We start from the raw sequence: 25362 nt of genomic DNA on the forward strand, positions 1-25362 counted from the left end.
TCCGTTTGTCCTGAGCTTGTCGAAGGACCGTTCTTCTTTTCGACGCCCGAAAGAAAGAACGGCCCTTCGACAAGCTCAGGGCGAACGGCTGTGGGGAATCTCGTCGGCGGGCTGCTGGCCCACCGATCCGCAAAAATCGGCCACGGTCGAAACCCAGCCGAAGAATTTCTCGACATTGTACACCGTCGCATCGCGCACATAATCGGGACCGAGGTGGTGCGTCGCATCCTCCAGCATCACCGAAAAATATTCGAGGTGGAAGGCGTCGCGCAGCGTCGATTCGACGCAGACGTTGCTCGCGATCCCGACGAAGACGATCGTGCGGATGCCGCGCGATCGCAGCACGCTGTCGAGCTGCGAGTTGAAGAAGGCCGAATAGCGCGTCTTGTGCAGGCGGATGTCGCCCGGCTGGGGGCTGAGTCCCTCGACCAGCTCATAGTCCCACCCGCCGCGGGCGAGCAATTGCCCCGCCAGCTCGGGGCGCGCGCGCATCGTCTTGAGCGCGTTCGACTTGTGCCAGTTGGGCGAGCCCGGCCCGCCCGCCTCGACATAATCGGCGTCCCAGCCGTTCTGGAGATAGACGACCGGCATCCCCGCACCGCGGGCGACGGTGAGTACCTGGGCGATCCGCCCGATCGCCCCCGCCGCGCCCGCAATGTCGAAGCCGGCGAGGTCGACATAGCCGCCCTTCGACGCATAGGCGTTCTGCATGTCGATCACGACGACCGCGGTGGTCGCCGGGTCGACGATCAGCGGTTCGGGCCGCGCGGGCAAGGTGACCTTCGCCCCGCCGCCGGGTGCCGTATCGACCGCGATCGCCATGGGCCCTCCTTCAAACCTGAGGCGGCAGCTTCCCCGAAAGCGGCGGGTGATGCAAGCGCGATGCTGCGACGCAGCAGGACGGCGCCATCGCCAAGGAAGAACCGGCGGCCGCCCTTTGGGGGCCGCCGGTCCGGATTACGCCATTTCCTTCTTGCGCGAGGCCTTCTTGCGCTCGTGCGGGTCGAGGATCGCCTTGCGGATGCGGATGTTCTTGGGCGTCACCTCGACCATCTCGTCGTCGTCGATATAGGCGATCGCCTGTTCGAGCGTCATGCGGCGCGGCGGGGTCAGGCGGATCGCGTCGTCCTTGCCCGTCGAGCGGAAATTGGTGAGCTGCTTCGACTTCATCGGGTTGACTTCGAGGTCGTCGGGCTTCGCATTCTCGCCAATGATCATGCCCTCGTAGAGCGCCTCGCCGGGCGAGACGAAGAGGATGCCGCGCTCTTCGAGCGGGCCGAGCGCGTAGGCGACGGCCTCGCCCGCACCGTTCGAGATGAGGACGCCGTTCTGGCGGCCCGCGATATTGCCCTTGTAGGGGCCGTATTTTTCGAACAGGCGGTTCATGATGCCGGTGCCGCGCGTGTCCGACAGGAATTCGCCGTGATAGCCGATCAGGCCGCGCGAGGGGCCGCTGAAGGTGATGCGGGTCTTGCCGCCGCCCGACGGGCGCATGTCGGTGAGGTCGGCCTTGCGGATCTGCATCTTCTCGACGACCGTGCCGCTGTGCTCGTCGTCGACGTCGATGACGACGGTTTCATAGGGTTCGGTGCGCTTGCCGGCCTCGTCCTCGCCATAGAGGACGCGCGGGCGGCTGATGCCGAGTTCGAAGCCTTCGCGGCGCATCGTCTCGATCAGCACGCCGAGCTGGAGCTCGCCGCGGCCCGCGACCTCGAAGCTGTCCTTGTCGGCGCTTTCGGTGATGCGGATCGCGACATTGGTCTCGGCCTCGCGCAGCAGGCGGTCGCGGATCATGCGGCTCGTGACCTTGCTGCCCTCGCGGCCCGCCATCGGGCTGTCGTTGACGGCGAAGCGCATCGACAGCGTTGGCGGGTCGATCGGCTGCGCGGCGATCGGTTCGCTGACGCTGGTGTCGGCGATGGTGTTCGCGACGGTCGCGTTGGTGAGGCCCGCGATGGCGACGATGTCGCCCGCCCTGGCTTCGTCGACGGGGACGCGGTCGAGCCCGCGGAAGGCGAGCAGTTTCGAGGCGCGGCCGGTTTCGATGACCTTGCCGTCCATGTCGATCGCGTGGATCGGCTGGTTGACCTTGACCGTGCCCGACTGGACGCGCCCGGTGAGGATGCGGCCGATGAAATTGTCGCGGTCGAGCAGGGTCGCGAGGAAGGTGAAGGGCGCGTCCTCGGGCAGGCCCGGCGCGGGCACGTGGCGGACGATGGTCTCGAACAGCGGCGTCAGGTCGCCTTCGCGCGCGTCGGGATTTTCGGAGGCATAGCCGCCGCGGCCCGAGGCGTAGAGGATCGGGAAGTCGAGCTGTTCGTCATTGGCCTCGAGCGTCAGGAACAGTTCGAACACCTCGTCGAGCACCTCGGCGGCGCGCGCGTCGCTGCGGTCGATCTTGTTGACGACGACGATCGGACGCAGACCGAGCGCCAGCGCCTTGCCGGTGACGAACTTGGTCTGCGGCATCGGGCCTTCGGCGGCGTCGACGAGCAGGATGACGCCGTCGACCATCGACAGGATGCGCTCGACCTCGCCGCCGAAGTCGGCGTGGCCCGGCGTGTCGACGATGTTGATGCGCGTCAGGTCGGCGCCCTCACCCCATTCGACGCTGGTGCACTTCGCGAGGATGGTGATCCCGCGTTCCTTTTCGAGGTCGTTCGAGTCCATCGCGCGCTCCTCGACGCGCTGGTTGTCGCGGAAGGTGCCCGACTGGCGGAACAGCTGGTCGACGAGGGTGGTCTTGCCATGATCGACGTGCGCGATGATGGCGATATTGCGCAGAGACATGCGGAAAAGGGCCTTGATGGGAGGGGGCGATGCGTGGGCATCGCGATCGGTCGCGCCCGTAGCAGATGCCCTGTTGCGGCGCAACACGGTAAGCCCCTGGGGGGGTTGTGGGGGGAGGCCGGGTTCGGGCATGGCTTGTCCTTTGGGCGGAGTGCGGGGCGGCGCGGGCGGTTTTTGATTTTTCTCGCACAAAGGCACAAAGGCACGAAGAGGGAGGCGGGGAACCCGCGCGAAGCGCTTTCCTCCTGATGCGGTGCGCCTTTTCCGGAGTGATTATGACGCCTGACGGCGCGGGTTTGTGCCCTTTTGTGCCTTTGTGCCTTTGTGCGAGATATTCTTCTCTTCTTCACCGTTGCGGTCGTTCGCGACGGGCAGCCGTCTCCTTTGGTCGTCGATTTGGTTCACGCGAAGCCGCGAAGGCGCGAAGAGGGAGGCGCGGGGACGCGGATGGCGGTTTCGGGGGCGCGAAGGGCGGGAATTGCCGATCCTCCCCCAACGGGGGAGGGGGACCACCCGAAGGGTGGTGGAGGGGCACAGGCGGTTTACGCCACACTGGACCGAAAGCCCTGCCCATTACACCTGCCCAATACAAAGGACCGAGCCGTGGCGCACGACCTCATCGGCAAGGCAAGCCGCCTGTGCCCCTCCACCAGCTTCGCTGGTCCCCCTCCCCGTGCCGGGGAGGATCGCGCTTGCCCGCTGCCGCCCGACAGCCGGCCTCCAAGCGTCACCCCCTTCGCGTCTTCGCGTCTTCGCGCGAACCCTTTTCTGCCGCGGCCTCGCGGTCGTTCGCGGGGGTGGGGAGTCCGAAGAAGGCGCGGCGGGCGGCTTCGCCGGCCTTGCGCAAGGGGGCGCAGGCCTCGGCGATGGCGGCCTCGAAGGCTTCCTCCTCCTCGGGTTCGAGGGTGCGTTCGTAATCCTCGTCGCCGAACCGGCCTTCCTCGATGCCGATGAAGCCGGCGGGCGGCGGGAAATTGGTGCGCAGTTCGCCGGTTTCATGATGATGCCACACGGTCATCGCCTCGGCCTCCTCCTCGGGGGTCGGTTCGGCCTCGGGCTCCCCGTCGAAGCCGGTGTCGAAAGTCCCGGAAAACTGCGCAACTTCATTCGCGATCGCACTGCCGCGCCACAGCGCGGCGATGGGGTTGGTCCGGTTGTCGCGGCCCGCGAGCCAGAGCGCGAGGGCGGCGCCCATGCCGCTTTCGGGGGTCTCTTCGGACGCGGCCTCGGACGCGGCTTCGCCGGTCGCGTCCTTCGCGGCGGTGCGCGCGGCCTCGGCGGCGTCGAACAGCGTCAGGAAACCCGCCCAGTCGCCGGCGACGATCTGGGCCAGCATCTCCTCGCCCGCCCTCGCGCGGGTCTCGACCATGCGGTCGAGCCGCGCGAGCATCGCGAGGCCGAGGCGCGAGTCCACGCGCTGGCGGCGGACGAAGCTGCGGTCGTCCTCGCGCATGATCGTGCTGCTTTCCTGATAGCCCCAGATCGCGCGGTCGAGCAGTTCGTCGGCGAGGCGTTGGCGCGCGATGAGGATCGCGGCGCCCCAGCCGATGCGGAAGGCCGCGCCCTCTGCCCGCTGGCGCAGCTGATAGGCGGCGGAGGAGGTCATCTTCACATGCATGGCGGCGATCTTGACCGATCCGCTGTCGGCGAGATGTTCGAGGAAGCTGCGCTGGAGCGCCGGGGTCCAGTGGTAGCTGCCGGGTGCGGGGATGTCGGCGGGGTTTGGGGTCTGGTTTTCCATCGAGTCGCTCCTGTGGTTGGCTGAAACGAACAGAATGAACCATATGGGTGTTTTTTAGGAAAGCGGAAAATGATGGGCGTGGGGGTGGCGGAAGGATGGGAGTGGGCGAAGCGATCCTCCCCGGCACGGGGAGGGGGACCAGCGAAGCTGGTGGAGGGGCACAGGCGGCTTGCCTTGACGGAGAGGTGGTGCGCTACGGCGACGTTGCCGGAAAGGAAGGACTTGCCGGTCCGGCGTCACGCAAACCTCCTGTGCCCCTCCACCACCCTTCGGGTGGTCCCCCTCCCCCTTGGGGGAGGATCGGCTCGTCCGCTCCCCATGGCGCCATCCCTGTAATGAAGTTTCAATAATTATTGAAACTTCAGAAACTCACGCTATAGAAGCGGTATGGATCTGTCCCCGGCCCCCGATTCCCCGGCAGCTTCCCCGTCGCCGCCGCGCCGGCTCTCCCCGCTCGCGCAGGCGTTCGTCCTGCATTTCGGCGAGATGGGGAGCCGCTGGGGGATCAACCGCACGGTGGGGCAGATCTATGCGATGCTGTTCCTCGCCGACGCGCCGCGCCATGCCGAGGAGATCAGCGAGGCGCTGAGCCTGTCGCGCGGCAGCGTGTCGATGGGGCTGAAGGAACTCGCAAGCTGGAACCTCGTGCAGCTGCGGCATGCGCCCGGCGACCGGCGCGACTATTACGAGACGCCGCGCGACGTCTGGGCGATCTTCCGCACCCTCGTCGAGGAGCGCAAGAAGCGCGAGATCGACCCGACGCTGACGACGCTGCGCACCCTGTTGATGGAACCCGCGACCGACGCGTCGGACCGCTTCGCGCAGGAACGCATCGCGGCGATGCACGAACAGATCGAGCTGCTGACCGACTGGTATGCCGAGATGCGGCGGCTCGACACCGAGCGGCTGCTTCAGCTTTTGCGGCTCGGCGAGCGTGTGGTAAAGGCGCTGGAGTTCAAGGACCGCATGCTGGGGCGCGGGAAGGGCCAGTCGCTGGAAGAGCGGGCATGATCGCCTACCCCCTCTTCCGTTCGCATCGAGCGAAGTCGAGATGCCCATCGGCCTTGCACCGCCCTGATGGGTGTCTCGACTTCGCTCGACACGAACGGGTTTACAGGTTGGAGGCCTGACGATGGACGCCATTGATCCGCTGATCCTCGCGCGAGATCCAGTTCGCGGCGAACATCAGCTTTCACATCCTGTTTCCGACGATCACCATCGCGCTCGGCTGGGCGCTGATGGGTTTCAAGCTCGCGTACAACCGGACGAAAAACGAAGCGTGGATGGACGCCTATCGCCTGTGGGTGAAGGTGTTCGCGCTGAGCTTTGCCATGGGCGTGGTGTCGGGCATCACGATGAGTTTCCAGTTCGGGACCAACTGGCCGGGCTTCATGGAAAAGGTCGGCAATATCGCGGGCCCGCTGCTCGCCTATGAGGTGCTGACCGCCTTTTTCCTCGAGGCGGTGTTCCTCGGCATCATGCTGTTCGGCTTCAACCGGGTGCCGGGCTGGGTGCACACGCTGGCGACCTTCCTCGTCGCGGCGGGCACGACGCTGTCGGCTTTCTGGATCATCGTGCTCAACAGCTGGATGCAGACCCCCGCCGGCTACGAGATCCGGGGCGGCGTCGTCCATGCGACCGACTGGGGCGCGATCCTGCTGAACCCGTCGATGCCGTACCGGCTGACGCATATGCTGCTCGCCTCGGCGCTGACCGTGTCCTTCCTGATCGCGGGCATGTCGGCGTGGCGCTGGCTGAAGGACGGCGGCGGCGAAGGGGTGCAGCGGACGCTGAAGGCCGCGGTCTATGCCGCCGCGCTGCTGATCCCGGTGCAGATTTTCGTCGGCGACCAGCACGGGCTCAACACGCTCGAGCATCAGCCGCAGAAGGTCGCGGCGATGGAGGCCAATTGGGAGACGCAGGCGCACACGCCGCTGATCCTGTTCGCCATCCCCGACGAGAAGGTGCGCACCAACCATCTGGAAGTGGCCATCCCCTCGGGCGCGAGCCTGATCCTGAAGCATGAGGCGGCGGGCGTGGTTCCGGGGCTCAACGATTATCGGGGCAATCATCCGCCGGTCGCCCCGCTGTTCTGGGGTTTCCGGATCATGGTGGGGCTGGGCGTGCTGATGCTGGCGCTGTCGTGGTTTGCCGCGTGGACGATCCGGCGGCGCGGGGTCGCGGGAATGCCGCGCTGGTTGGCGCGCGCGCTGGTCGCGATGACCTTCTCGGGCTGGGCGGCGACGCTCGCTGGCTGGTATGTGACCGAGATCGGGCGCCAGCCGTGGCTGGTGACCGGCGTGCTGAAGACCGCCGATGCGGTCGGGCCGGTCGGCAGCGCGATGGTCGCGAGTTCGCTGACGCTCTATCTCGCGGTCTATGTGGTGCTGCTCGCCGCCTATGTCGCGGTGCTCTACCGCCTCGCCCGGCTCGGCAAGGCGGCGCCCGAGGCGACGCCGATGTTCCCGATCCCCGGCGTCGCGCCGGGCCCCGCCGAGCCGCTGGCAGAGGGAGCGAAGCCATGACGCCGTTCATCGATCCGTGGTGGCTGCCGGTGATCTTCGCCGGGCTGATGGGCCTGTCGATCCTGCTCTATGTCATCCTCGACGGCTATGACCTGGGGGTCGGCATGCTGACGCGGCTGGAAAGGGGCGAGAATCGCGACCTGATGGTCGCCTCGATCGGGCCGTTCTGGGATGCGAACGAGACGTGGCTGGTGCTCGGCATCGGGCTGTTGCTCGTCGCCTTTCCGGTCGCGCACGGCTTCATCCTGACCCAGCTTTATCTGCCCGTCGCGCTGATGCTGATCGCGCTGATCCTGCGCGGGGTCAGCTTCGAGTTCCGCGCCAAGGCGCCGCCCGAGCAGAAGCATCGCTGGGATGCCGCCTTCTTCTTCGGTTCGCTGCTCACCGCGCTGTGCCAGGGCTATATGCTCGGCGCCTATGTGCTGGGGTTCGACCAGAGCTTCACCTCGGTGCTTTTCTGCCTGCTCGCGGCGCTCGGCCTCGTCGCGGGCTATCTGTTCGTCGGCGCCTGCTGGCTGATCTACAAGGTCGAGGGCGATTTGCAGAAGCGCGCGGTGCGCTGGGCCGAGGTGACGCTGTGGCTGACGGCGCTGGCGATGGCGATCATCTCGATCGCGACGCCGCTCTTGTCGGAGCGTATTTTCGCGCGCTGGTTCCGCCTGCCCGAGATCATCGCGCTGCTGCCGATCCCGATCGCCGCCGCGACGCTGTTCGTGGGCCTCGCGATCTTCCTGCGCCAGCCCTTGCGCGACAAGGACGAACTGTCGTGGGTGCCGCTGGCGACCGCGGGCATATTGTTCGCGCTGGGCTTCGTCGGCATCGCGTACAGCTTCTACCCCTATCTGGTCGCCGACCGCATCGACATCTGGCAGGCAGCGGCGTCGCCCGAGGCGCTGAGCATCATCCTGATCGGGGCGCTGTTCGTGCTGCCGGTGATTCTGGGATATTCGATCCTGGCGCACTGGATCTTCCGGGGGAAGGCGACGCATCTGAGTTATGAGTGAGGGCTGGGGGGTCTGGCGGCGTTTTTGGCGCGAATCGAGGCCGATTGTCCGCTCCCCGCCCCAAAGCCGCCTTCCGCCGCCAACTTTCGGCTTTGCGATTTGGCGGCGCCATGCCAAGGCGGGACCGGGTCGATATTTGGGGGAAACCATGAAATATCCGACCCTGGCTACCGCTCTCCTTCTGGCCTAAGCACCGCCTCTTCCGCCACCGCGATGACGATCGACGCCGACGAACGCGAGCTTTACGACAGCAGCATCCAGTGCATGGCCTATTTCGGCATCATGGCGGGACTGGGCAGCGGGGGCGAGGCCGAGGACCCGAAGATGGTCGAATCGGGGACCAAGTTCCTCGCGATCGCGACCGTGCTCGCCGATGACGACAAGGCGCAGATCCAGACCGACTTCGACGCGCAGATGGGCAAATTCGCGCGGATCGCCGAACATCCCGACGACCCCGACATGATCCGGCAGGTCCAGGATATCGACGAAAGCTGCACATTCCTCGAAACGCTCGTCGATACGATGCTCGAGGGGGCGAGCTAGGGCTTCAGCCCTTCTCGCCCGGGAAGAATTTCGCGACGACCTCGCTCGCGAGGCGCGCGGGGCGCAGCGTTTCGGCGTCGATGCAGCACCAGCTCGACTTGACCTCGGCGAGCACCTCCTCGCCGCGCTTGATGATCGTTTCGTAAAAGGCGCGCGCGCCCTGCACCTTTTCGAGGATCACCGTCGCGATGACCTGATCATCGAGGAAGGCGGGGCGGCGATAGGTGATCTCGTGCTTCAGCGCGACCCACAGATGCGCCGCGACCGCGTCGGGCGGCGCGATATGGCGCCAGTGCGACAGCACCGCCTCCTGCACCCAGCTGAGATAATGGGCGTTGTTGACGTGCCCCATGAAGTCGATCTGGTCGGCGCCGACGGCGATGGCGTGATCGTGCGGGAGAGAGGCGCTGGTCATATCGTTGACACTAATGTCAACAGTTCGTGACGGAAAGATGAAATATCGAGCGTTTCGATAGAATTATCGGCGGAGCGGACCGTCTCGGCGCGGATTTCGGCATCAGTCTCCAGGGCGAACTTTCACGAACAAGATATTGCGCTTTTCGCCGGGCGGCATAGTCTTGCCCATGGGGGAGAGAAATCATGAACGATGATGTGGAAATCGACCCGGACCGTCCGGGACGCTGGAAACAGATATATGCGCGATGGTCACCGCATATTCACAGTACGACGAAAGGTGCCGAATCGCGATATCTGGGCCTGCTTCGCGTTTCGAGCCTTGCATTGGCAACGATATTGCTGATCGGAGCCACAATATTTGTCGTGATGGGGGCGGTGAAGCAGATCGGATCGAGCGATGTCCAGCCGGAACTGGCCACCGTCGCGCTTGATGACCTGATCCCGCCCGAAGCGCCGAAGGAGACGGCCGCCGCCAAGCCGAAGGCTGAAGGCAAGCCGGTGCCGTTATGGAAGCAGAGGTTCAGTGCGGCGCAGCAGCAGCGGTTTTACACCCTCTACAGGGACAAGTTCGAACCGTCGCGCCGGAGCGACGAAGAGATGCTGTCGCGCGATCGGTTCTTCGAGCTGGCCTTTCCCGACACGCGGATCGAAGCACTGGATGTCTTGCCGATCCGCCGCATGGCCGACGCGGAGGGCAATCCGCTCGCGACATTTGGCGGGCTGTCTGACTCGCTCATCACAGCGCTCGACGCCGCCGCCGCCGCGCCCGCCATAAAACGCCAGCTCGGCGCCTATAAGCGCGCGTCCAAGGTCGAGGTCTGCGAGACCAAAATCGTCTCGCGTAGCCAAGCAGATCCAGGTGTGGGACAGCAATTCCATGGATTGCGCCTATTGGTACGAATATCCCTATGGTTGTTCGGTGACGCGCTCGATCAGCGAACCGACGCCGACGCGGGCCTGTGCGATGCGCCTGCCCGACAGGTTGAAGCGGCCCGTCGCCCTTTATGGCGAGCTGGTGTCGCGCTATGCGGAAACTGCCGCTGCCGATATCGAGCGCAAGGCGGTCGCAGCAGCGGAACAGCGTGCCGCGACGCTGGAGCGCAAGGCCGAAGGCAAAGGCGCCCTGGTTTCGGGCGGGCAGTGGTTCCTCGCCTTCATGGCGGTGATGTTCCTCTATCTGATCGTAGCGATTGAACGGCACCAGCGTCGGCTCGCTGCCCGTATTGAGGAAAGGCTCGGCGAGCGGTCGGCCGATCCGTCCTGACGGGCTACCCCCGCCCGCGATAGGGGGCGACGCCCTGGTCGGGGAGCCACAGGTCGGCGGGCGGCGGGCCCGATTGCCAGAAGACGTCGATCGGGATGCCGCCGCGCGGATACCAGTAGCCGCCGATGCGCAGCCATTGCGGCTGCATCTCGTCGAACAGGCGGCGGCCGATGCCGACGGTGCAATCCTCGTGGAAGCCGGCGTGGTTGCGGAAGCTGGCGAGGAAGAGCTTGAGGCTCTTCGATTCGACGATCGTCTCGCCGGGGGCATAGTCGATGACGAGATGCGCGAAATCGGGCTGGCCGGTCACCGGGCAGAGCGAGGTGAATTCGGGCGCCGCGAAGCGCACGAGATAGAGCTCGCCCGCGCGCGGGTTGGGGACATAGTCGAGGGTCGCGGCCCCGGGTGAGGCAGGCAGTTCGCTCGGCTGGCCGAGATGTTTGGGCGCGAGGCGCGGAGGGGTGGAATCGGACATGGAAACCATCTAGGGAGCCGCGCGGCCCCTGTCATCCGTCGATGACGGCGGCCATTCAGCGCCAATTCAGCGGATGGCGCGCGAAACAGGCACTTCGGGATCGCGTAACGGGAATGACGGACAGGCACTTCGGGATGACGGGCGGCGCGCGGATCGCGCTGGCGGCCGCGCTGGCGGCGGGCATCGCCGTGCCCGCCGCCGCGCAGCAGGCCGAGACAGCCGGCACCCGCCCCGTCGACGGGCCGTCCGATCGATTTCCGGCTGCCCCCGCCCGAGAATGACGGCCGTTCGCCCGGCGTGCAGGGACCGGCGAACAACGGCATCGCGCCGATCGGGCCGGGCGAGACGCGGCCGGCCCCGACCCCGACCCCCGCGCCGACGCCCGCCCCGCCGCGCGTGACGCCGACGCAGCCGGCGGCGCCCGGACAGCCGGCGGCGGGACCCGCGGGCACGGGCGCGACGACGCGCCGCGCGGCGCCGGCCGCGTCCGCCGCGCCGACCGCCCCAACGGCATCGACGGAGGCCCCGGCACGGGGTGACGGCGATACGTCCGCTTCGACGCCTGCGGCGACCGATGCGGCGCCGGGCTTCGCGCCCGAGACCGGCGCGGTTCCGGCGACCGACGATCCCGTGGCGGCGCCCGCCGACGACGGCGCGGCGCCGGCCGCCGCGCCGGGCCAAGGCAGCGGCACGCCGATCTGGGCCTGGCTGCTGGCGCTGCTCGCGGCGGGCGCGGCCGGTTTCTGGTACTGGCGCCGCCGCCCCGTGCCGGCGGGCGATGCGCCGGCCGAGCGCAGCGCGGTTCCCGCCGCGCCGCGCGCGACGCCTTCGCCGCCGCCGGCTCCGCGCGCCGCGCCGGTTCCCGCACCCGCCCCCGCTCCGGCGTCCAGGGCACCGGTGCTGCCCGCGACGGGCGCCGGCGATGCCTCGCGGCGCGCGCCCTCGCCGCTCGTCACCCGTCCCGCCGCCGAACGGCGGCCGGTGATCGCGCTGGCGCTCGAGATCAAGGCGATCCGGGTCACGCCCGAGCATGTCGCGGTCGCCTTTGCGCTCAATATCGTGAATCAGGGTTCGGCCGACGCGACCGGGCTGATGGTGCGCGTCGCGCTCAACCAGGGGTCGGCGATGACCGAGCCCGTGCTGGCGCGCTTCTTCGACGGCGCGGGGGGCAGCGTGCTGCGCGACGATATGGAATTGAAGACCGGCGCGGGCGAGGCGCTGACCACCGAGGCGATGCTGCCGCGCCAGGTCATCGAACCGCTGATGATCGGCGGCAAGCCGATGCTGGTGCCCGTCATGGCGGTCGACGTGACCTATCATTGGGAGGGCGATGCCGACGCCTTCGGCCAGAATGCGGGGACCTTCGTGCTCGGCCGCGAGTCGGGGACGGGCGGCGGGGACAAGCTGGCGCCGCTGCCGCTCGATCGCGCCTCCTATGCCGTCGACCGGCCCGGCGCGCGCGCGACCGCGGTGCGGCGGAGCCAATAAGCGCATCGCGCGCCTCCTTTTCTGTTGCGGTGCAGCATCGACTGGGGCAGGACGCCTCGGCGCTTGAAAAGGCGCCGGTGGGGGCATAGGCTTGCCGTTCCCCGGAAAGGTGCAGGATGGCCGACGAGGGGACAGGCACAGGTCCGCCGCCGGGTCGCAACAGGAGCATGACATGGACGCCTTGGTCTCAACCGACTGGCTGGAACGCGAACTGGGGGCATCGGACCTGCGGGTCGTCGATGCGACGAAATTCATCGAGGCCGACCGCGACGCGCGCGCCGAATATGAAGCGGGCCACATCCCCGGCGCGGTGTTCATGGACCTGGCCGACCTGACCGACGCGAACAGCAGCATCGACAATATGGCGCCCCCGGCGGAGAAATTCGCGAGCCGCATGCAGTCGCTCGGCCTCGGCGACGGCAGCCGCATCGTGCTCTATGACGACAGCCCGCTGAAGAGCGCGGCGCGTGCCTGGTGGCTGCTGAAATTGTTCGGCGCGCACGACGTCGCGCTGCTCGACGGCGGGCTTGCCAAGTGGAAGGCCGAGGGGCGTCCGCTGGAGATGGGCAAGCAGACCTTGCGCCACCGCCACTTCACCGTGTGGCGCGACGCCAAGGCGGTGCGGACCAAGGATGAGGTGCTGGCGAATATCGACAGCGGCGCCGAGCAGCTGGTCGACGCGCGCTCGGCGGCGCGCTTCACCGGCGAGGACCGCGACCCGCGTCCGGGCGTCGCGCCCGGCCATATCCCGGGGTCGAAGAGCCTGCCCTTTGGCGAATTGTTCAACGCCGACGGCACCTGGAAGCGCGGCGACGCCTTGCAGGCGGCGTTCGACGCCGCCGGGGTCGATCTCGACAAGCCGCTCGTCACCACCTGCGGCAGCGGCATGACCGCGACCGTCGTCGCGTTCGGCGCGCACCTGCTCGGCAAGGAGGATGTCGCGGTCTATGACGGCAGCTGGACCGAATGGGGCGCCGACCCGGCGACGCCGAAGGCGACCGGCGCGGCGTGAGCCCCAAGCGCGGGGCATGGCTCCGCGCGCAGCGCGTCTGAAATTTCGCGCAAAGACGCAAAGGCGCGAAGAGGTTATAGGCTCTTTGCGCCTTTGCGCGAGATATTTTGAATGCCGATGTGGGCGTTGCGCCGATCGGTCGTGTTTTTGGACTCACACAAAGACACGAAGAGGGCAGCCGATGCGCGCCGATGAAGTGCAAGGCCGGCATCTTTGTGTCTTTGTGTCTTTGTGTGAGATTTTATTGGCTCGCTGCGCGAGCGGTCAGTGCAAGCGCGGCTTTCCGGGCTTGCAGTTTTTTCTTGCTTGCCCGCTCCGGGCGCGCGGCGGTAATCCGGTCGTATCGGGGCGAGGCAACCTCCCGGTCAGGCGTTCGCCCAAGCGTTGCTTTTTCACCCGGCTTTGCCGACTGGAGAAGCGTGACGATGACCGACCTTTCGCTTTCCCTTCGCCCCACCTTCGCCGAAGCGGTGCGCGCCTATGCCCGCGTCGGCTGCCTGGGCTTCGGCGGCCCCGCCGGGCAGATCGCGCTGATGCACCGCGAATTCGTCGACGAGAGGCGCTGGGTCGACGAAGCGGCCTTCCTCCACGCGCTCAATTTCTGCCACCTGCTGCCCGGGCCCGAGGCGCAGCAGCTCGCGACGTGGATCGGCTGGCGGCTGCACGGGTTCAAGGGCGGGCTGGTCGCGGGGCTGCTGTTCATCATCCCCGGCGCGCTGGTCATGCTCGGCCTGTCGGCGCTCTATGTGATGGCGGCGGGGCTCGACTGGTTCGCGGCGCTGTTCCTCGGCATCAAGGCGGCGGTGCTGGCGATCGTCGTGCAGGCGCTGCTGCGCATCGCGGGGCGCGCGCTCAAGACGCCGCTCCAGCGCGGTATCGCCATCGCCTCCTTCGTCGCCATCGCGATCCTGACGCTGCCCTTTCCGCTCGTGATTCTGGCGGCGTTGCTGACCGGCTGGGCGGCGGGGCGCTGGCGGCCGGAGTGGCTGAAGCTGGCACCGGTGCCATCGGTCCCCGCGGCGCCCGCGCGCTCGGCGTGGCGGCAGAGCGTTTCGGCGGTGCTGACGTGGGGAGCGATCTGGGCGGCGCCGATGCTGCTGATCCTCGCCACGCTGGGGAAGGACCATGTGCTGTGGGACATTGGCGCGTTCTTTTCGCAGCTCGCGGTGGTGACCTTCGGCGGCGCCTATGCGGTGCTGGCCTATATGGCGCAGGAGGCGGTGTCGGGGTTCGGCTGGCTGCGGCCGGGCGAGATGGCCGACGGGCTGGGGCTGGCCGAGACGACGCCGGGGCCGCTGATCCTGGTGACGCAGTTCGTCGGCTTCCTGGCGGCGTACCGCGACGCGGCGCCGTTCACGCCCTTCGTCGCGGCCTTGCTCGGCGCGGGGCTGACCTTGTGGGTGACCTTTGCGCCCTGTTTCCTGTGGATCTTCGCCTTTGCGCCGTGGATCGACCGGCTCGAACGCGCGGCGGGGCTGAAGGGCGCGCTGGCGGCGGTGACCGCGGCGGTGGTGGGCGTGATCGCCAACCTGTCGCTGTGGTTCGCGCTGCATGTGCTGTTCCGGCGGCTGGCGCCGAGCGGCTGGGGCTTCGATCTGCCGGTGCCGGGGTCGGTCGACTGGGCGGCGGTGCTGCTTGCGCTGCTCGCGGCGGTGCTGCTGTTCCGCTTCAAGCTGGGGATCATAACGATGCTGGCGATCTGCTCGGTGCTGGGGTTGCTGATCGGTCCGGGCGGGCCTTTGCCGGCGTTGGTATAGAGCATAGTGCGTTAAACCTGAACCGCCTCCCCGAGCGAAGACGAGGGGCTATGCCGAGCGAAGTCGAGGCAGTGAGCAGGTTCTCGCTTCGCTCGAACGAGCCCCTCGTCTTCGCTCGGGGAGGCGGAGTGATTCAGATTCCACGCAATTTGATCTAGAAATCGCGCGGAGCGCCATTTTGACTCACACAAAGACACAAAGAGGGCAGTTCTCGCGCCCAACGTTCGCGAATGAACTGCCCTCTTTGTGTCTTTGTGTGAGATGAAGAATGGCCCGCTGCGCGGGCGGTCATAGCCCCGCCACTGGATTTTGCCCGGCGCGCCGCTAACAGGGGCGGATGAGCAAGAGCGACGATGACAGCCTCCGCCCCGCGACGAAACTGGTGCAGGGCGGGCGGCGGCCCGAATGGACCGGCGACCCGCGGCTGGGCGGGAGCATCGTCAATCCGCCGGTGTGGCGCGCCTCGACGATCCTTTACGACACGATCGCCGACCTGAAGGCGCGCGGGCACGCGACGCACGACCAGCTTTATTACGGCTAGGCGCGGGACGCCGACGGTGTGGGCGCTGGCCGATGCGCTGACCGACATGGAGCCGGGGGCCGAGGGGACCCTGCTCTATCCGTCGGGGGTCGCGGCCAATTCGGCGGGGATGCTCGCGCTGCTGGCGCCGGGCGATCACCTGCTGATGGTCGACAGCGCCTATGAACCGACGCGCGCCTTCGTGGGCGGGTTGCTCAAGCGATACGGGGTCGAGACGAGCTTTTACGATCCGCTGGTGGGGGCGGGGATTGCGGAGCTGATCCGGCCCGAGACGAAGCTGATCTTTCTGGAGTCGCCGGGCAGCCTGACCTTCGAGGTGCAGGATATTCCCGCGATCACCGCGGTGGCGCGCGAGAAGGGCGTGCTGACGATGCTCGACAATACCTGGGCGACGCCTTTGCTGTTCCCGGCGCTGGCGCGGGGGGTCGACGTGGCGATGATGAGCCTGACCAAATATGTCGGCGGACACAGCGACGCGATGATGGGATCGCTGACCGCGACGAAGGCGGTGTGGCCGAAGCTGCGCAGCGCGGCATACCAGCTGGGGCAGGCGGTTTCGCCCGACGATTGCGCGGCTGTCCTGCGCGGCCTGCGCACGCTCGACGTTCGGCTGGCGCGGCATCAGGCGAATGCGCTCGCGGTGGCGGAGTGGCTGGCGGGCCGGCCCGAGGTCGGGCGCGTGCTGCATCCGGCGCTGGCGGGCGATGCAGGGCATGATATCTGGCGCCGCGACTTCAAGGGCGCGAGCGGGCTGTTCGGCTTCACGCTGAAGGGCGCCGACGAGGCGGGACGCACGCGCTTCATCGAGGCGCTCGACCATTTCGGCATCGGCTTCAGCTGGGGCGGCTATGAAAGTCTGGTAGTGCCGAGCAATCCCGCGGGCATCCGCACCGCTTGCCCGTGGACCGACCCCGATCCGCTGCTGCGGCTGTCGATCGGGCTGGAGGACCCCGCCGATCTGATCGCCGACCTGGCGCGCGGGTTCGCGGCGATGGCGGGATGAGCGTCCGGGCCGACCTGCGCGAGGGCGCCGAGGGCATCGCCGCGACGATGCGGGCGATCGGCATCGACGTCGGCCAGTACCGCCTGTCGCTGTACAGCGTGGCATCGACGATTGTCGTCGCGGTGCTGCTCTATCTGGGTGTCAGGCTTGCGATGCGCGCGATCAAATGGGTGCTGCGCCGCAACGGCAAGATCGACGCGGCGCAGCGCATATTGACCGAGAAGCTGATCGCGATCGCGCTGTTCGTCTTTGCGATGCTGTTCGGCATCGACCTGCTCGGCATCGACCTGACCGCGCTCGCGGTCTTTTCGGGCGCCGCGGGTCTCGCCATCGGCTTCGGGCTGCAGAAGACCGTCGGCAATCTGATCGCGGGCATCATCCTGCTGATGGACCGCTCGATCCAGCCCGGCGATGTCATCGTCGTCGGCGACGGCAGCAGCATGGGCGGCGCGACGGGGCCGGGGGCGATCCCCAACGTCGGACGCGTCGCCAAGATCGGGGTGCGCGCGGTCAATGTCGTGACGCGCGACGGCAAGAAGCATCTGATCCCGAACGAACTCCTCATGACCCAGCCGGTCGAGAACTGGAGCTATTCGAGCCGCGACGTGCGGGTGCGGATGCGCGTCCCGGTCGCCTATGACTGCGACCTGCGGCTGGCGCAGGCGATCATGGTCGAGGCCGCGAAGGCGAACCCGCGCATCCTGTCCGACCCCGAGCCGGTGGTGTGGATCACATCATTCGGGGAACGCGCGGTCGAGCATGAGCTGCGCTACTGGATTTCGGACCCCGAGGCGGGGCTGGGCAATATCCAGGGCGAGGTGTTCCTGGCGATCTGGGACCGGTTCAAGGAAGCGGGGATCCGGATTCCCTATCCGCGGACCGAGGTGCGGGTGCTGGCGGAGGAGGGCGAGTCTCGCTCGTCCTGATGCCGTCGCTTGTTATCGGCAGGCCGCCCTCACCCTTCCGGCGCTTCGCGCCTCCCTCCCCTCTCCCGGCGGGAGAGGGAAGGGGCCCGCCGACGGAGCCGGTGGGAAGGGTGAGGGTCGATCCATTCGTCGAGACTTAAAACCCCACCTTCTTCGCGCGCTCGACGCATTCGATGATGATGCGCTTTGCCTCATCGACGTCGCCCCAGCCGTTGAGCTTCGCCCATTTGCCGGGTTCGAGGTCCTTGTAGTGGGTGAAGAAATGCTCGATCTGCTGCAGCACGATCGGCGGCATGTCGGTGTAGCTGGCGACATCCTTGTAATAGGGGAAGGTCTTGTTGACGGGGACGCAGAGCAGCTTCTCGTCGCCGCCTGGCTGTCGTCCTCCATCAGGAGCACGCCGATCGGGCGGCATTTGACCACCGCGCCCGCGACGATCGGCGAACGCGCGACGACGAGCGCGTCGAGCGGATCGCCGTCCTCGCCCAGCGTGTGCGGCACGAAACCGTAATTGGCGGGATAGCGCATCGGGGTGTGCAGGAAGCGGTCGACGAAGAGCGCGCCCGACGCCTTGTCGAACTCATATTTCACCGGCTCGCCGCCGATCGGCACTTCGATCAGCACGTTGAGGCTGTCGGGCGGGCTGTCGCCGGCCGGGATCAGGTCGATGCGCATGGGAGATGCAGTCCTTTTGGTTATTGATTCGCGCGCGCCTTAGCCGCTGGGGGCGGGGGAGGGAAGGCGGGAGGGGCGCGATTAAAGCCCCTCCCCTTCAGGGGAGGGGGTTGGGGTGGGGGCCCGAAGCCTTGCGCAAGGCTTCGGGCCCCCACCCGCTGCGACTAACCAGCAAGCTGGCAAGTCTCGCTGCCCTCCCCTGAAGGGGAGGGCGTATAAGGTCAGAGCGCGCGTTTCGGGGCGAGGAGCGCGTCGAAGGCGTCGGGTCCGGTGCCGGCCTTTTCCAGATGCGGCCAGCGCAGGCCGGCATGGTAGGCGATCTCGACATTGCGATAGCGGCCGCCGCGTTCGACGAGCAGGCGGACCGGCGTCTTGCCGTCGGTCGCGGCGCGGATCGCGGTCTCGATACGCTCGCGGCTGTAGCTCACCCCGTCGACCGCGAGGATCTTGGTGCCATTGAGGATGTCGGCTTTGAACGCGGGCCCGTCCCACAGGATGCTGCCCGCGACGCCGTCCTTGTCGATGACCAGGCCGAGACTGTGGGTGAGGTCGGCATTCTTCGCCTGCGCCATGCGGTCGCGGTCGTAGACGTTGGGGGCGTCGCGCCAGACGAGGCGGTAGCCCGCGGCCTCGATGCCCGCGGTCGGGGCGGGGCGGCCGGGCGCCTGCATCCGGTCGCGGAGGAATTTCGCCCAGTCGTAGGGGTGGACCGCGTTCAGCGCCGCGACGACATCGTCGAAATCATAGGTCGACTGGCCCCAGTCGCCTTCGCGGCCGCCGAAGAAGGCGTGCGCGAAATCGTCGAGGCTCTTGGCGTTGTTCGTGGCCTGGCGGATCAGCATGTCGGCCTCGAGCCACATCAGCGAGCCCTCGTTGTAATAATCCTCGGTGCGCGTCGCGCTGGGGAAGGCGCGTTGCTTGCGGCCCGCGATCACGGGATCGAGCGTCGTATCCTCGACCGAGCGCCAGGCGCGGCCCGGCTGGACGCTGTAGAAGCCGGCGTTGGTCGCCCATTCGGCGAGGATCATCTCCTTCGACTGCATGCCCGAGCGGTCGAGCGAGCACGAGGTCCCAGAAGCTGGTCTGGCCTTCGTAGACCCAGAGCAGATTGTCCTGCATCGGGGTGCGGAAATCGGGGGTCCAGAGCTTGTCGGGGCGGCGGTATTTGCCGTTCCAGCTGTGCACGAATTCATGCGGGAGCAGCCCGCGCTCGCTGTCATTCTCGTCCCATTTGGTGAAATAATCGGGGTTGCGGCTGTTCTCGCTCGACCGGTGATGCTCGAGCCCGATGCCGCCGAGTTCGTCGGAAAGCGCGAGCAGAAATTCATAGCGGTCGTAGTGGCGCATGCCGAACAGCGCGACGGCTTCGGACACCAGCGCGGCGTGGCGCGCGATATGGTCGGGGCTGGCGGCGAGATATTTCTCCTCGTCGGCGACGACGTTGAGCGTCACGCCGTTGCCGAGCGACCAGGCGCGGAAATATCTGCCCGCGAACATCGGGCTGTCGATCAGATTTTCGTAGCTGGTGACGCCGAAGCTGTAGCGGCCGCGCGACACCTGGAGCCCGTCGAGCGCGGCGGCGCCGGTCCAGCCGTCGGGCAGGACGACCTCGGGCTGCACGGGGATCTGGCGGGTGAACCAGCCAGCGGGATAGAAGCTCACCTGTTCCCACTGGATGTTCATCATCGCCGGGGTGACGACGACGCGGCCTTCGGCGGTGCGCGTCGGCGACAGGAAGTCGAAGGCGATGTCGATGCTCTTCACCCCCTGCGGCACCTCGATGTCGAAGGCGTAGACGTCGGTCGGCTGGCGCGTCCAGACGAGCGGCTTGCCGCCCGCGCTGGCGCGGAACCCCGCGACCTCGGCGATCGCCCCGCGCGGGGCGTGCTTGCCGGGCAGCCATTCGGGATAGAGGAGGGTGAATTTACCCGCCCTGGGCACCGGGATCGTCTGGCGGACGCGGAAGATGCCGCGGGCAAAATCGGTCGCATCGACGCGCAGCAGCATCGTGCCCGGAAACGGCCGGTCGGCGGGGAGCGGGATGGTGAGCGGCTGCACCACGGGCTGCGGGCGGCTGTTGCCCTCCTGTGCATGGACGGCGGAGGCGGCCGGAAGGAGCGGAGCGGCGATCAGGGCGGCTGCGACGAAGCGTGTTTTTTTCATGACGGCTTTCTGCCGGGAAATCGTCGATCCCACAACTCCTTCTCCCCTTGCGGGAGAAGGATACGAAGCCTTGCCACGAAGTGGCTAGGCGCAGTTGGATGAGGGGTTGCGGTCGCTCGGCGACCGCGCGAGCCGAGGGCTCGCAACCCCTCACCCAGCTTCGACTAGGCAGCAAGCTGCCAAGTCTGCGCAACCGGCATCGGGCGAACAGCGCCCCGCGCTGTTCAGGGCATGCCGGGGACATGCCCGACCCGATGCCCCCGCAAGGGGAGAGGGGACTTTGCGCAATATGCAAAATCGACTAGACGCCGCCGCCATGAGCAAGGACAAATCCGCCAGGATCGCCACGCCGCAGCCGGTGCGCGGCACGCAGGACATGCTCGGCGACTTCGCCGACCGGTTCCAGCATGTCGTCGATCGCTTCGACCGTGTGCGGCGGCTCTATGGCTACAAGCGCGTCGAGGTGCCGGTGATCGAGCCGACCGCGGTGTTCGCGCGCTCGCTGGGCGAGACCACCGACGTGGTGTCGAAGGAAATGTATTCGTTCGAGGATCGCGGCGGCGAATCGGTGACGCTGCGCCCCGAGTTCACCGCGGGGATCGCGCGGGCCTATATCACGAACGGCTGGCAGCAGTATGCGCCGCTGAAGGTCGCGACGCACGGGCCGCTGTTCCGCTACGAGCGGCCGCAGAAGGGGCGTTACCGCCAGTTTCATCAATTGGATGCGGAAGTGCTGGGCAGCGACAGCCCGCTCGCCGATGCCGAGCTGCTGGTGTTCGCCGACCAGCTCCTGCGCGAGCTCGGGATCGCGGAAGGCGTGACGCTGACGCTCAACACGCTGGGCGATGCGGCGAGCCGCGATGCCTGGCGCGCGGCGCTGGTCGCGCATTTCGAGGGGCACAAGGGCGATTTGTCGGAGGACAGCCTCGAACGGCTCGACAAGAATCCGCTGCGCATCCTCGACAGCAAGGACCCGCGCGACCGGCCGGTCGCCGACAGCGCGCCCGATATCGACGCGTATCTGACGAGCGAGGCGCAGGATTTCTTCGGCGCGGTGACCGCGGGGCTCGACGCGGCGGGGGTCGCGTGGGAGCGCAATGCGCGGCTGGTGCGCGGGCTCGACTATTACCGCCACACCGCGTTCGAATTCGTCACCGACCGGCTCGGTGCGCAGGGCACGGTGCTGGGCGGCGGGCGCTACGACGGGCTGATCGAGGCGCTCGGCGGCCCGCCGACCGCGGCGGTCGGCTGGGCGGCGGGGATCGAGCGGCTGGCGATGCTGGTGGCGGACGATGCCGTCGACAACCGGCTCGACTTGGTGATCGCGGTCGAAGACGACGGGCTGCTTCCTTACGCGATGAAAACTCTCGCGGCGATGCGGGGCAAGGGGCTTGCAACTGAAATCGTTGCTACCGGTTCGCCGCGCAAACGCTTTGACAAGGCCGGGAAGATTCCGGCGCGCGCCCTCATTGCGATCGGTTCGCGCGACGGCCAATCATACACGAACATTCGTGGTGACAGTGAACTGACGATTACGATCAGCGCGATCATTCGCGCGCTCTGATGACCTCCGTTTCCGCCCGTCAGATCGACGCCATCATCGAACGCCACGCGGCCTTGCAGGCGCGGATGGCGACGGGGGATATGGCGCCCGCCGACTTCGTCGCGGCGTCGAAGGAGTTTGCCGAGCTCGAACCCGTCGCCAAGGCGGCGGCCGAGGTCGTGCGGCTGCGCGGCGAAGTGGTGGCGCTGGGCGAGATGCTTGCCGATCCCGAGATGAAGGCGATGGCGGCCGAGGAACTCGCGGCGGTCGAGGCGGCGCTGCCCGCCGCCGAGCATGACCTGGCGGTCAAATTGCTTCCCAAGGACGTCGCCGACGAGCGCGCCGCGATGCTGGAAATCCGTGCCGGGACCGGCGGCGACGAGGCGGCGCTGTTCGCGGGCGACCTGCTGCGCATGTACAGCCGCTATGCCGACACGCAGGGGTGGAAGGTCGAGATCATCTCGGCGAACGAGGCCGAGGTCGGCGGCTACAAGGAGGTCGTCGCGTCGGTCAGCGGGCAGGGCGTGTTCGCGAAGCTGAAGTTCGAGAGCGGCGTGCATCGCGTCCAGCGGGTGCCGGTGACCGAAAGCGGCGGGCGCATCCACACCAGCGCCGCGACCGTCGCGGTGCTGCCCGAGGCCGAGGAGGTCGATGTCGCGATCGCCGACGGCGACCTGAAGATCGACATCTATCGCGCGTCCGGCGCCGACGGGCAGCATGTCAACACGACCGACAGCGCGATCCGCATCACGCATATCCCGACCGGCCTTGTCGTGATCCAGCAGGACCAGCGCAGCCAGCACAAGAACAAGGCCAAGGCGCTGCAGGTGCTGCGCGCGCGGCTTTACGATCTGGAGCGTGAGAAGATCCACAGCGCCGAGGCGTCGGCGCGGCGGTCGATGGTCGGGTCGGGCGACCGGTCCGAACGCATCCGCACCTATAATTTCCCGCAGGGCCGCGTGACCGACCACCGGATCAACCTGACGCTCCACCGCCTGCCCGAGATTTTGGAAGGCGCGATGGACGAGCTGATCGACGCGCTGATCGCCGAGGACCAGGCGCAGCGGCTGGCGGGGCTGGGTGACTGAACTGAGGAGCCTGGGCCCTTTGAACCCGTTCGCATCGAGCGAAGTCGAGATGCCTCTCGGCCGGGCGCTGTCCCGGTGGGTGTCTCGACTTCGCTCGACACGAACGGAATTGCAGGTGGGTGAACGGGCGTGAGCGAGGTTGCCGACAATATCCGCACCGCGGCCAACCTGCTCGCCGCGACCAGCGATACGCCGCGGCTCGATGCCGAATTGCTGATGGCGCATGCGCTGGGGATCGAGCGGCAGGCGCTGCTGCTCGATCCGGGGCGCTACGCGGTGCCCGAGCATTATGCGAACCTCGTCGCGCGGCGGATGGGGCAGGCGCCGATGGCCTATATCCTCGGCTATCGCGATTTCTGGACGCTGCGGATCGAGGTGGGGCCGGGGGTGCTGATCCCGCGGCCCGACAGCGAAACCCTGGTGGAAGCGTGTCTGGACTTCGCGCGGCGCGAGCGGGAGGCGGGGTGGCCGAAGCGGGTTCTCGATCTCGGGACGGGACCGGGCACGCTGCTGCTCGCGGTGCTGAGCGAGTTTCCGCAAGCCACGGGGCTCGGCGTCGATGCATCCGAGTTCGCGCTCGCCTATGCGCGCGACAATGCGGAGGAGCTGGGTCTGGCCGGCCGCACGGTGTTCCGGTCGGGCGACTGGGGCGAAGGTGTCGATGAACAATTCGACCTGATCCTCTGCAATCCGCCCTATATCGCCGACGACGAAATGCTGATGCCCGATGTGGCCGATCACGAACCGGCGGAAGCCCTGTTCGCGGGCGCCGACGGGCTCGACGATTACCGGCGGATCATCCCCGATCTGCCGCGCCTGCTGGCGCCCGATGGGCTGGCGGTGCTTGAAATCGGGGCGACGCAGCTTATCTCTGTATCGAAGCTGGCCGAAGATGCCGGTTTCGCCGTCCGCTGCCGCAAAGACCTCGGCGGCCGCGACCGCGCCCTGCTGTTGACCGGCGCGCGCTGAACCGACCAAGAAATTGCTTGGTTTCGCGCCCAAAGCGGGCTAGGGGCTTGGGCACAGGCCTGATCAGGGTCCCTTTGGCGGTGCAGCGCATCGATACTGGTCCGGCGGGTCTGCTTCCCAATTGCGATGCTGGTGCGGGACGAAACGTCCGGCGCAAGCTGTAACAGGAAGAGCCGCGCAAGGGAGCGCGGGCACGACGCGCAAGAGCGCGGTCGGCCATAAGGGGTTGGCATAGCTTAGAGCTTTTCGACAGGATGTCTCAGTTGAACATGAACAACCGGCAGAACGGCCGCCGTCGCGGCCGCAACAACAATAACAACAATCGCGCCCAGTCGGGCGGCGGCCGTGGCGGTACCGACCAGGCCAATCGCATCGACAGCCGCGCGCGCGGCAACGCGGCGCAGATGATCGAGAAATACAAGAATATGGCGCGCGACGCGCAGTTGTCGGGCGACCGGGTGCAGACCGAATATTATCTGCAGTTCGCCGACCATTATTTCCGCGTCCACAGCGATTTCCGCGCCCGCCAGGAAGAACGCAACGGCGGCCAGCACGACCGCAACGACCGCCACCGCGAAGTCCGCGGCGTCGAGGATTTCGACGCGCATGACGAGACCGACCTCGACGAGGGCCAGGGCGAGCAGGACGAGGGCCGCGAGGACGGCAATCGCGAGAATCGCAACGAACGCGGCGACCGGAACGAGCGCAACGATCGCGGCGATCGCAACCGGGACCGCGGCAACCGCCGCGACCGCGACGAGAATGACGACAATCGCGGCAACCGCCAGCCGGTGCGCGACCGCGCCGAGACCGAGGCGGCGAGCGAAGAGGTCGCCGTCGAAGAGGCGAAGCCGACCCGCGCCGCGCGCCGCAGCCCGCGCCGCCCGCGCGACGAGGACGAAGGCGGCGCCGGGATCGACAGCGCGGTGCTGCCGCCCGCGATCGGCCGTCCGGCGCCCGCACCGGTCGCCGACGACGAGGCGGACGAGGCCGCCGAAGCCGCGCCGAAACCGCGCCGCGCCCGCCGCACGCTGGCACCGCGCGACTCCGGGGTCGAAGCCGCCGAATAATTGGCGAAGCAGGTCTTTCAGACCGTAGCCCTGAGCCCTAGATCTGACCCACCGTCCCGTTCGTGTCGAGCCCTTCGACTGCCTTGCAGGCGCTCAGGATAAACTTCGACCTGCGGTCGAAGTCGAGACACCCATCTGCCTTGCGCCAACCCGATGGGTGTCTCGACTTCGCTCGACACGAACGGGCAAGGGGCGTTGCAGATTAAACGCACGCCGCTCTGCGGTGTTTCATCAGCCGTTACGCGCCGCATGACTTATTTCGCCCTAGCCAAGCGTCCTGACATGGCATAGCCTCCCCGCACAATCATGTGGGGGAGAGCGATTATGCGCGCTTTGGCAAAGGCTTGGCGGACCGGGGCTTGGCTTTT

At 67.5% G+C, this 25362-nt stretch carries 19 protein-coding genes and 3 pseudogenes; 15 read left to right on the forward strand and 7 right to left on the reverse strand.

The genetic code is table 11. The features are described 5' to 3' along the window. Window positions 1–75: 75 nt before the first annotated feature. The 3 genes from rutB to N0A20_RS19155 all read right to left on the reverse strand — a co-directional run bounded on the left by rutB (window position 76) and on the right by N0A20_RS19155 (window position 4531). Entirely contained in the window at window positions 76–822 is a 747-nt protein-coding gene (gene rutB, locus N0A20_RS19145; RefSeq protein ID WP_260581850.1) for a pyrimidine utilization protein B, read from the reverse strand. Between the two features lie 135 nt (window positions 823–957). After that, window positions 958–2790: a translational GTPase TypA gene (gene typA / locus N0A20_RS19150; protein ID WP_260581851.1), complete on the reverse strand. Its 1833-nt coding sequence runs from the start codon at window positions 2788–2790 to the stop codon at window positions 958–960. A 727-nt stretch (window positions 2791–3517) separates the two neighbouring features. Then, window positions 3518–4531, reverse strand: coding sequence for a hypothetical protein (locus N0A20_RS19155; RefSeq protein ID WP_260581852.1), 1014 nt, complete (start codon window positions 4529–4531; stop codon window positions 3518–3520). Window positions 4532–4918: 387 nt separating this feature from the next. On the opposite strand from N0A20_RS19155, the gene N0A20_RS19160 reads away from it, so the two are divergent. From N0A20_RS19160 to N0A20_RS19175, 4 genes are all read left to right on the forward strand, one after another. Continuing rightward, window positions 4919–5542 carry a GbsR/MarR family transcriptional regulator gene (locus N0A20_RS19160; protein WP_260581853.1) on the forward strand — a complete coding sequence of 208 codons (624 nt, stop codon included), beginning with the start codon at window positions 4919–4921 and terminating at the stop codon, window positions 5540–5542. A gap of 155 nt (window positions 5543–5697) precedes the next feature. After that, entirely contained in the window at window positions 5698–7056 is a 1359-nt protein-coding gene (locus N0A20_RS19165; RefSeq protein WP_260583963.1) for a cytochrome ubiquinol oxidase subunit I, read from the forward strand. Then, on the forward strand, window positions 7053–8060 hold the full coding sequence (locus N0A20_RS19170) for a cytochrome d ubiquinol oxidase subunit II (RefSeq protein WP_260581854.1): 1008 nt from the start codon (window positions 7053–7055) through the stop codon (window positions 8058–8060). Before N0A20_RS19165 ends, N0A20_RS19170 begins: the two co-directional genes overlap by 4 nt. A 213-nt stretch (window positions 8061–8273) precedes the next feature. Further along, window positions 8274–8603 (forward strand): hypothetical protein, encoded by a 330-nt coding sequence (locus N0A20_RS19175; RefSeq protein WP_260581855.1) that lies wholly within the window; start codon window positions 8274–8276, stop codon window positions 8601–8603. 4 nt (window positions 8604–8607) lie between these two features. On the opposite strand, the gene N0A20_RS19180 is transcribed toward N0A20_RS19175, so the two are convergent. Beyond that, the gene (locus N0A20_RS19180; protein WP_260581856.1) at window positions 8608–9018 is read right to left on the reverse strand and encodes a thioesterase family protein; all 411 of its coding nucleotides are present in this window, start codon (window positions 9016–9018) and stop codon (window positions 8608–8610) included. 185 nt (window positions 9019–9203) lie between these two features. Between N0A20_RS19180 and N0A20_RS19185 the strand changes: the two genes are divergently transcribed. Next, complete coding sequence (locus tag N0A20_RS19185; RefSeq protein WP_260581857.1) at window positions 9204–10214, forward strand: hypothetical protein; 1011 nt, start codon at window positions 9204–9206, stop codon at window positions 10212–10214. A 74-nt stretch (window positions 10215–10288) separates the two neighbouring features. Here the strand turns inward: N0A20_RS19185 and queF are convergent, their stop codons facing one another. Further along, window positions 10289–10759, reverse strand: coding sequence for a preQ(1) synthase (queF, locus tag N0A20_RS19190; protein ID WP_260581858.1), 471 nt, complete (start codon window positions 10757–10759; stop codon window positions 10289–10291). Between the two features lie 113 nt (window positions 10760–10872). On the opposite strand from queF, the gene N0A20_RS19195 reads away from it, so the two are divergent. The 6 genes and pseudogenes from N0A20_RS19195 to N0A20_RS19220 all read left to right on the forward strand — a co-directional run bounded on the left by N0A20_RS19195 (window position 10873) and on the right by N0A20_RS19220 (window position 17486). After that, a complete protein-coding gene (locus N0A20_RS19195) occupies window positions 10873–11040 on the forward strand; it encodes a hypothetical protein (RefSeq protein WP_260581859.1) in 168 nt (55 codons plus the stop codon). 16 nt (window positions 11041–11056) lie between these two features. Next, window positions 11057–12247 carry a hypothetical protein gene (locus N0A20_RS19200; RefSeq protein ID WP_260581860.1) on the forward strand — a complete coding sequence of 397 codons (1191 nt, stop codon included), beginning with the start codon at window positions 11057–11059 and terminating at the stop codon, window positions 12245–12247. A 172-nt stretch (window positions 12248–12419) separates the two neighbouring features. Then, the gene (gene sseA, locus N0A20_RS19205; RefSeq protein WP_260581861.1) at window positions 12420–13259 is read left to right on the forward strand and encodes a 3-mercaptopyruvate sulfurtransferase; all 840 of its coding nucleotides are present in this window, start codon (window positions 12420–12422) and stop codon (window positions 13257–13259) included. A 425-nt stretch (window positions 13260–13684) separates the two neighbouring features. After that, the gene (gene chrA / locus N0A20_RS19210; protein ID WP_260581862.1) at window positions 13685–15016 is read left to right on the forward strand and encodes a chromate efflux transporter; all 1332 of its coding nucleotides are present in this window, start codon (window positions 13685–13687) and stop codon (window positions 15014–15016) included. A gap of 337 nt (window positions 15017–15353) precedes the next feature. After that, window positions 15354–16560 (forward strand): annotated as a pseudogene (gene metC / locus N0A20_RS19215) (cystathionine beta-lyase). Next, complete coding sequence (locus N0A20_RS19220; protein ID WP_260581863.1) at window positions 16557–17486, forward strand: mechanosensitive ion channel family protein; 930 nt, start codon at window positions 16557–16559, stop codon at window positions 17484–17486. The pseudogene metC and the gene N0A20_RS19220 overlap by 4 nt, the downstream one beginning before the upstream one ends. A gap of 136 nt (window positions 17487–17622) precedes the next feature. Here N0A20_RS19220 and ppa read toward each other — a convergent pair. Together ppa and N0A20_RS20890 are read right to left on the reverse strand one after the other, a co-directional pair. Beyond that, a pseudogene (gene ppa / locus N0A20_RS19225) lies at window positions 17623–18161 on the reverse strand (inorganic diphosphatase). A gap of 221 nt (window positions 18162–18382) precedes the next feature. Beyond that, window positions 18383–20324 (reverse strand): annotated as a pseudogene (locus N0A20_RS20890) (M61 family metallopeptidase). 316 nt (window positions 20325–20640) lie between these two features. Between N0A20_RS20890 and hisS the strand changes: the two are divergent. The 4 genes from hisS to N0A20_RS19260 all read left to right on the forward strand — a co-directional run bounded on the left by hisS (window position 20641) and on the right by N0A20_RS19260 (window position 24994). Further along, the gene (gene hisS / locus N0A20_RS19245; protein ID WP_260581864.1) at window positions 20641–21888 is read left to right on the forward strand and encodes a histidine--tRNA ligase; all 1248 of its coding nucleotides are present in this window, start codon (window positions 20641–20643) and stop codon (window positions 21886–21888) included. After that, complete coding sequence (gene prfA / locus N0A20_RS19250; RefSeq protein WP_260581865.1) at window positions 21888–22955, forward strand: peptide chain release factor 1; 1068 nt, start codon at window positions 21888–21890, stop codon at window positions 22953–22955. The genes hisS and prfA overlap by 1 nt, the downstream gene beginning before the upstream one ends. A gap of 129 nt (window positions 22956–23084) precedes the next feature. After that, entirely contained in the window at window positions 23085–23924 is an 840-nt protein-coding gene (gene prmC / locus N0A20_RS19255; protein WP_260581866.1) for a peptide chain release factor N(5)-glutamine methyltransferase, read from the forward strand. A gap of 269 nt (window positions 23925–24193) precedes the next feature. Then, window positions 24194–24994 (forward strand): DUF4167 domain-containing protein, encoded by an 801-nt coding sequence (locus tag N0A20_RS19260; RefSeq protein ID WP_260583964.1) that lies wholly within the window; start codon window positions 24194–24196, stop codon window positions 24992–24994. Window positions 24995–25362 lie beyond the last annotated feature (368 nt).

Source organism: Sphingopyxis sp. PET50, assembly GCF_025244705.1.
Classification (GTDB): Bacteria; Pseudomonadota; Alphaproteobacteria; order Sphingomonadales; family Sphingomonadaceae; genus Sphingopyxis.

Excerpts from the sequence above, each read along its gene's own strand:
- queF (WP_260581858.1), bottom strand. The coding sequence starts at position 10,759 with ATGTCCGATTCCACCCCTCCGCGCCTCGCGCCCAAACATCTCGGCCAG.
- N0A20_RS19155 (WP_260581852.1), bottom strand. The coding sequence starts at position 4,531 with ATGGAAAACCAGACCCCAAACCCCGCCGACATCCCCGCACCCGGCAGC.
- N0A20_RS19185 (WP_260581857.1), top strand. The coding sequence starts at position 9,204 with ATGAACGATGATGTGGAAATCGACCCGGACCGTCCGGGACGCTGGAAA.
- prfA (WP_260581865.1), top strand. The coding sequence starts at position 21,888 with ATGACCTCCGTTTCCGCCCGTCAGATCGACGCCATCATCGAACGCCAC.
- hisS (WP_260581864.1), top strand. The coding sequence starts at position 20,641 with ATGAGCAAGGACAAATCCGCCAGGATCGCCACGCCGCAGCCGGTGCGC.
- sseA (WP_260581861.1), top strand. The coding sequence starts at position 12,420 with ATGGACGCCTTGGTCTCAACCGACTGGCTGGAACGCGAACTGGGGGCA.
- rutB (WP_260581850.1), bottom strand. The coding sequence starts at position 822 with ATGGCGATCGCGGTCGATACGGCACCCGGCGGCGGGGCGAAGGTCACC.
- N0A20_RS19260 (WP_260583964.1), top strand. The coding sequence starts at position 24,194 with ATGAACAACCGGCAGAACGGCCGCCGTCGCGGCCGCAACAACAATAAC.
- chrA (WP_260581862.1), top strand. The coding sequence starts at position 13,685 with ATGACCGACCTTTCGCTTTCCCTTCGCCCCACCTTCGCCGAAGCGGTG.
- N0A20_RS19220 (WP_260581863.1), top strand. The coding sequence starts at position 16,557 with ATGAGCGTCCGGGCCGACCTGCGCGAGGGCGCCGAGGGCATCGCCGCG.
- N0A20_RS19195 (WP_260581859.1), top strand. The coding sequence starts at position 10,873 with ATGACGGACAGGCACTTCGGGATGACGGGCGGCGCGCGGATCGCGCTG.
- N0A20_RS19170 (WP_260581854.1), top strand. The coding sequence starts at position 7,053 with ATGACGCCGTTCATCGATCCGTGGTGGCTGCCGGTGATCTTCGCCGGG.
- N0A20_RS19175 (WP_260581855.1), top strand. The coding sequence starts at position 8,274 with ATGACGATCGACGCCGACGAACGCGAGCTTTACGACAGCAGCATCCAG.
- N0A20_RS19160 (WP_260581853.1), top strand. The coding sequence starts at position 4,919 with ATGGATCTGTCCCCGGCCCCCGATTCCCCGGCAGCTTCCCCGTCGCCG.
- N0A20_RS19180 (WP_260581856.1), bottom strand. The coding sequence starts at position 9,018 with ATGACCAGCGCCTCTCTCCCGCACGATCACGCCATCGCCGTCGGCGCC.
- typA (WP_260581851.1), bottom strand. The coding sequence starts at position 2,790 with ATGTCTCTGCGCAATATCGCCATCATCGCGCACGTCGATCATGGCAAG.